Below are 4,716 nucleotides of genomic sequence, written 5' to 3'. Positions count from 1 at the left end.
ATAAAAAAATTGTATTCATGGGATAAAAAGGTTTAGTCAAAATAAATATAAAAGACTTCTGCCGTCGATTTCCATTACGGGCGGACGCTTTCCGCGGGCACAGCGTAAGCCGCAACCCTCGCTATCCGCGGTCCACTCCCACCAACTAATAGAATTGTTTGAGTGCCTGGCACCGTTACTAAAAAAGATAAAGGCATTAAGAATGACTTCTTAATGCCTTTTGTCTCGACTCGCTGTGGAAGTGGTGCACGCCACTTCCTTTTTTATAAAATTAAGCTAACAATGATACCTGATAGTACGCTTACAAGTGTAGCACCAAATAATAATTTTAATCCAAAGCGTGCGACTACATTCCCTTGTTTTTCATTTAGACTTTTGACAGCCCCGACAATGATACCAATTGATGAGAAGTTGGCAAAGGAAACGAGGAAGACAGAAAGAATACCCATTGTACGTTCACTAAAGTGATGATCGCCTCCGGATAAATCCAACATCGCCACAAATTCATTCGTTACCAGTTTAGTCGCCATAATTGATCCAGCACTAACTGCCTCAGAGAAAGGAATCCCCATGATGAAGGCAACTGGTGCAAAGATATAACCTAGAATACTTTGGAACGAAATGCCGAACAATAGCTCAAATACACTATTGAATCCAGCCATCAATGCAATGAACCCAATTAACATGGCCCCGACGATAATGGCAACTTTAAAACCATCAAGAATATACTCACCGAGCATTTCAAAGAAGGATTGCTTTTCATGCTCTATTTCTAATATATCCTCGTTAGGGTCAATTTGGTACGGATTCATAATTGTAGCGATAATAAAACCGCCAAATAAATTTAAAACTAATGCCGTAACAATATATTTTGGTTCGAGCATCGTCATATAAGCACCAACGATGGACATAGAGACAGTCGACATTGCCGACGCACATAGAGTATATAAACGTTGTTTTGAAAGGAGGCCGAGTTGTTTTTTTAATGTAATGAAAACCTCTGATTGACCTACCATCAATGAAGCAACAGCATTATAAGATTCAAGTTTTCCCATTCCATTTACTTTACTTAATACCCACCCAATACCCTTCATAATGAATGGTAGGATTTTTAAATGCTGAAGAATCCCAATTAATGCAGAAATAAATATAATTGGTAGCAACACTGTTAAAAAGAATGGAGCTTCTCCTTCGTTCGCCAAGCCGCCAAAGACAAAGGAAACACCTTCACCTGCATATTCGAGCAACTTGTTAAAAACAGTAGCTATGCCCTTGATAATGATTAATCCAAATTCTGTATTTAATAATAACAATGACAATAGAATTTGAATGACAATCATTGTGATAATTGGTTTGAATTTTATCTCTTTTCGATTGGAACTTGCCAACCAAGCCAAAAATAACACAATGAGAATACCTAAAATTGAAATAATGTATTGCATATGTAACCTCCTGATGAATTAAATCATGATGTGTTAGCTTGTAATAAAATTACTTTTCGCATAGAAACTTCTTTTATTTTGATTGTAGTTATAATGTGTATATTGCCCAATTTAATAAAAAGAAACCGTACGTATTGAATTTTAATTAAGCTTTACTGAATAATGGTAACTAAGTGATATTAATAGAAAGTTGATAAAAAAGCAAAAAAAATGATTATAGCAGAATTTTTGGTGGGTATTAGGAAATAAAAGGTGAAAAAAGCCACTTATTAACATGCAAACATTAAAAAATACCTCAGCTGACAAATGATACTTTAATATAGGATAATGGTGATATATTCGAGATTGAAAAAATAGTAAAATGCTAAAACGAAGGGAGTGCAAATAATGAATTTTGAAATAGTAATGCAGGAGCTTGAAGCGCTAGGGAAGGAACGGACTAAAAAAATGTACATGTCCAATGGTGCACATGAGCCGCTTTTTGGAGTGGCAACAGGTGCAATGAAGCCTATAGCGAAGAAAATAAAGATTAATCAACCTTTAGCGGAAGAGCTTTATGCTTCGGGGAACTATGATGCAATGTATTTTGCTGGTATTATTGCCGATCCAAAAGCAATGGCGGAATCTGATTTTGATCGTTGGATAGATACGGCATATTTTTATATGTTGTCTGATTATGTGGTAGCTGTTACTTTAGCGGAAGCGGATATTGCACAACAAGTTGCTGATAAATGGATTGCTAGTGGGGAAGAGCTGAGAATGTCTGCGGGCTGGAGTTGCTACTGCTGGCTTTTAGGAAATCGAAAAGATGTTGAATTTTCCGAAGACAAGATTGCCAGTATGTTAGAAATTGTGAAAAATACTATTCATGATTCGCCAGAGCGAACGAAATCTGCTATGAATAACTTTCTAAATACGGTAGGCGTTTCGTATTTACCACTGCACGACATGGCACTTGCAACTGCCAAAGAGGTAGGTCCAGTAGAAATGAAAAAGGACAATAAAAAAAGTAGCTTCCTTCACGCTTATGAAGGAATTCAAAAGGAAATAGAAAAAGGTAGAATTGGCTTTAAACGTAAATATGTTAGATGTTAAGGGATTAGGTCAAATTACAAAACTGAACTGGTGACCACAACATAGCTGGGACAAATGAGAAAAAGTGTTAGATTGATAGCAATCAATCTAACACTTTTTTGCTGTAACGTTGTTGTCCGTTACGGCGACAACTTTTCGCTTAGCACACCGTAAGCCACAACTCGTTTGCGTGCAGTAATTGCGTTTTTACATTCTGTGCGTTCTGTGTAGCAGTAACTACCTCAGCTACCCTTCAACTAGTGCTCTCCTCTAAATTTTATTTATTGTTAAAAGAAATCAATATGAAAGCTATGTCCTAGCCTACTTTCTTTTATAATTTCTAACTGTTTTTCATTGCAATTGATGGTAATATTTAGATTATGAAACTAAAGGAGTGAGTCTTATGAAAAAATATAAGTACTTTGCTACTACTGTCCTAACCCTTGCTTTGTTTTTAGCTGGTTGTAATAGTAGTGAGAAAGAGGAAAAGGCTTTAGAGCAAAACAAAGAGGAAACTATAGAGGCTGTTACAGATGATAAGGCCGCAGAACAAATAATTCAAGAAATCCCTGAACCGTATACAAAAGCACTCATAGCGATCAATGATCAAAGATGGGATTTAGCGAATACATATTTAGATTTAGTTATTTCTGATTTTCCGGATAGTGAATACATATTACCAACTAAAATAATACAAGGCGGAATGCAAGTAAATGAATATCTCGGAGCTGTTGATTTATCGGAAATTTTAATTTCAGGCTCTGATTTAGATAGTCCATTATATGACACAAATGATTTAGAAACTTTACGGCGTCATATGGAATTAGTAAAAGACATATTAAATAAATCTTTAGAAGAGCAAGAAGCAACATTTAGCTATATTGTACAGACATTTAAAACTGATCAGGATTATAGTGAACATTATAAAGATATTAACCAATTTTCAATGAATGAAAATTATTTTGACGATCTATCTTTTTTTGAAAGCGTAGGTTACCCCGTTCCAACTGATGCTGAAATTGAGAAATTTTTGAATGCCAAATATAATTTCAACGTACAATTTTTGTTAAATGGATTAACTGAAAAAACAGAACACCTTAACTACAATTATCTACTCGTATTTTATAATGCAGGTATTATTTTACTAGAAAATTACCCGGAGTTATCAAACGATATATTTAATCTTATTTTAGATTTAACAATGAATGATCCATACAATGAATTTAGAATATCAATAGAAGAGTTTATGGCGGAGTCTTAACTAGAAAAAGACATTGGCGGAAATATGAAGGATATTTTAAAACAACTTACGGAAATTAAAAAAGAATTGCCTATCATAATTTCTATGGGGAATATAATTTTTGAACTAGCAAGAAATTTGTTATTACAGCTGTTAGACATTACACCGCAAGTTAGTACAAGGAAGGGAGGGCTTTAATGAACCAACATAAAATCAGCATCATGCCATACAGCCCTGAATTTGCTGAGCAAACAGTAGCAATGTGGCGAGATAGCAAGGAACAGGCAATTGGACAGAAAGAAATGCATAGCGTTGAAAATCATATTTATTTTTTAAATCATATTTTACCAGAACAGTTTCAAATTGATTTAGCGTTCATTGAAAATACGGTTGTTGGGATGATTGCCTATAATATGAGTGAAATAAGCCAACTGTATATACATTTAAGCTATCAAGGGCTTGGTATAGGGCAAACATTGTTAGATAGAGCTAAAGCACACTCAAGTGGGAAACTAACATTATACACATTCGAAGTAAATGACAAGGCACAACGTTTCTATGAAAAGCACGGATTTAAGATTATCGGTAGAGGCCATGAAAATGAAGAGAATTTACCCGATATTTTATATGAATGGACACGTCAAAATGATAACTCCTACCGATGATTTCCGCTGCGGGCGGACGCTTTCCACGGGCACATCGTAAGCCACAACCGTCGCAGTCGCGCCGCCTGTTGTGTCTTACGTTTTGTGCTGTTCCCGCAGGAGTCGCCACCCTCCGCTCCAATCAATTGAAAAAAATGATAACTCCTACCGATGATTTCCGCTACGGGCGGACGCTTTCCGCGGGCACAACGTAAGCCGCAACCGTCGCAGTCGCGCCGCCTGTTGTGTCTTACGTTTTGTGCTGTTCCCGCAGGAGTCGCCACCCTCCGCTCCAATCAATTGAAAAAAATGATAA

4 protein-coding genes are annotated in these 4,716 nt (G+C 36.2%); 3 read left to right on the top strand and 1 reads right to left on the bottom strand.

Translation table 11 applies throughout. The features are described from left to right. Positions 1 to 263 precede the first annotated feature (263 nt). Complete coding sequence (locus ACIP9G_RS12960) at positions 264 to 1,442, bottom strand: NupC/NupG family nucleoside CNT transporter (protein ID WP_401012773.1); 1,179 nt, start codon at positions 1,440 to 1,442, stop codon at positions 264 to 266. Between the two features lie 387 nt (positions 1,443 to 1,829). Here ACIP9G_RS12960 and ACIP9G_RS12955 point away from each other — a divergent pair, with 387 nt between their 5' ends. The 3 genes from ACIP9G_RS12955 (at position 1,830) to ACIP9G_RS12945 (ending at position 4,421) form a co-directional block, all read left to right on the top strand. After that, positions 1,830 to 2,537: a DNA alkylation repair protein gene (locus tag ACIP9G_RS12955; RefSeq protein ID WP_340822634.1), complete on the top strand. Its 708-nt coding sequence runs from the start codon at positions 1,830 to 1,832 to the stop codon at positions 2,535 to 2,537. A gap of 382 nt (positions 2,538 to 2,919) precedes the next feature. After that, entirely contained in the window at positions 2,920 to 3,777 is an 858-nt protein-coding gene (locus ACIP9G_RS12950; protein WP_401019820.1) for an outer membrane protein assembly factor BamD, read from the top strand. Between the two features lie 176 nt (positions 3,778 to 3,953). Further along, positions 3,954 to 4,421 (top strand): GNAT family N-acetyltransferase, encoded by a 468-nt coding sequence (locus ACIP9G_RS12945; protein ID WP_401019818.1) that lies wholly within the window; start codon positions 3,954 to 3,956, stop codon positions 4,419 to 4,421. Positions 4,422 to 4,716: the final 295 nt, after the last annotated feature.

Source organism: Lysinibacillus sp. NPDC093197 (assembly GCF_044754025.1).
GTDB lineage: Bacteria > Bacillota > Bacilli > Bacillales_A > Planococcaceae > Lysinibacillus.
This window is presented reverse-complemented; position numbering and strand designations above follow the sequence as displayed.

Coding starts and splice junctions, on each gene's coding strand:
- ACIP9G_RS12960 (WP_401012773.1), bottom strand. CDS start 1,442: ATGCAATACATTATTTCAATTTTAGGTATTCTCATTGTGTTATTTTTG.
- ACIP9G_RS12950 (WP_401019820.1), top strand. CDS start 2,920: ATGAAAAAATATAAGTACTTTGCTACTACTGTCCTAACCCTTGCTTTG.
- ACIP9G_RS12945 (WP_401019818.1), top strand. CDS start 3,954: ATGAACCAACATAAAATCAGCATCATGCCATACAGCCCTGAATTTGCT.
- ACIP9G_RS12955 (WP_340822634.1), top strand. CDS start 1,830: ATGAATTTTGAAATAGTAATGCAGGAGCTTGAAGCGCTAGGGAAGGAA.